The organism is Desulfobulbus elongatus DSM 2908, from assembly GCF_000621145.1.
In the GTDB taxonomy this organism is placed as follows: Bacteria; Desulfobacterota; Desulfobulbia; order Desulfobulbales; family Desulfobulbaceae; genus Desulfobulbus; species Desulfobulbus elongatus.
On record NZ_JHZB01000088.1, the window covers coordinates 1 to 1,437 of the forward strand.

At 64.2% G+C, this 1,437-nt stretch carries 3 protein-coding genes; all 3 read right to left on the reverse strand.

Annotated features, from left to right (window positions below; all coding sequences use genetic code 11):
• Window positions 1-210: 210 nt before the first annotated feature.
• Window positions 211-711: a lysozyme gene (locus Q362_RS0117720; protein WP_028319698.1), complete on the reverse strand. Its 501-nt coding sequence runs from the start codon at window positions 709-711 to the stop codon at window positions 211-213.
• 11 nt (window positions 712-722) lie between these two features.
• On the reverse strand, window positions 723-1,067 hold the full coding sequence (locus Q362_RS0117725) for a hypothetical protein (protein WP_028319699.1): 345 nt from the start codon (window positions 1,065-1,067) through the stop codon (window positions 723-725).
• Window positions 1,067-1,437: hypothetical protein (locus Q362_RS0117730; protein ID WP_211248542.1), on the reverse strand; the 371-nt coding region annotated here is incomplete at its 5' end. The genes Q362_RS0117730 and Q362_RS0117725, both read right to left, overlap by 1 nt.

Genomic DNA, 1,437 nt, shown 5'->3' on the forward strand with positions numbered 1-1,437 from the left:
GAAAAACGACACGGTCAGGGCGAGCATCGCGCCGACGATCAACACCCCCAGTTTGCAATACGTCTTGCCTTGGTCGGTCATTGTGTTTCCTCACGTTTGCGGCGCTTCCAGCGCCAGATAGTGTGCAGGGCCTGCAACCAGGCCACGCGATCGGCCCACGGTTTGCGCTGTATCCCCCTATTTTGGTGGGGCTGGCGGGCGCCGATGCCGTCAGGCGTTCCACAGCGCCACCTCGGCCTCTCGGCGGCGCTGGAGGCCGGGCAGCACCCGGCCGCCCGACTTGTTCCACCGCAGGAATTCTTTTGGCGCCCAGTCGAGTGCCCCCTTGTTGATCAATCCCAGCAGCGAGCTGCCGGAGAAGTGCCCCATGCCGATGTTGAATGCGAGGCTCACCAGGGCGCCGAACTCATTGTCATTGATCGGCACCTTGACCAGCCTCTCCACGCCGGCGGCAAAGCGGCGGACATCGTCGGCCAGCAGGGCCTCGGCTTCGGCCATGGTGATCCCGGCCGGATAGATGGCCCTGGCCTGCTGGCGGTCGCGAAGTCCGGCGAGTTGCCGGCCCTTGGCATTTGTCACCACATGGCCCCAGCCGATGGTCCAGTAGCCGGCCGGGCACATGTACGGATCGAGGTTGACCGTTGTCGGGTCGCCGTCCTCGATGCCCTCGAAGTGCTTGATCAACTCGATTGCCGGGGTGAGATTCCGCATGACCGCCTCCGTTACGGTTTCGTGACGATGTCGACCCGCCGCAGGACCGGTGCCACGGCGTCATAAACAACGCTGTAGGAGACTGAGTGCGGGCTCTCCGTGCCGTCGGCGAACAGAGCCGTCAGCGTGTACGCGGTCACCTGCCTGGCCAGCGTCACCGTGCAATCACCGGTCCGGGTATCCGCTCCCGGAAACTCGCACGCCGCCGTGCCGCCCTGGTACAGCCGGAAGCCGGTCACCGCCGGTTCGCCCGGCGCGGTGTATTCCCACTCGACACGGATCGACCGGTGCCAGGCCCCAAGAGCCAGGCCGGGGACCATGGCAAGCAGGACGAGAATTATGAGCCGTGCCGCCATCAGTCCTTGATCTCGATACTGAAGGTGCCGACGCCGGTGAAGACCTTGCGCGGCGGGCACCAGGTGAGGATGTTGCTCGGCCGGGTCTCGTCGTCCGCCGTATAGGCGGTCAGGTAGAAGCTGTGGCAGGTCTTGCCGTCACTGACGATCGTGAAGCTGGCCGTGCGCTCCGTCGCCGGAATCTGGTCGACCACGGTTTCGTTGTAGGCATTTTTGATGCGGAAGCCGGCGACGCTCTCGGCCTGCAGGGCAGTTTCGTCGTACGTCCAGGCGGCAGTCACCCGCTTTTCTTCAGCCCGGACGGGACTGCCGATTGCCAAAACCGCCACCATAGCGATGTACAACCAACTTTTTTTCATAGGACCTCCGG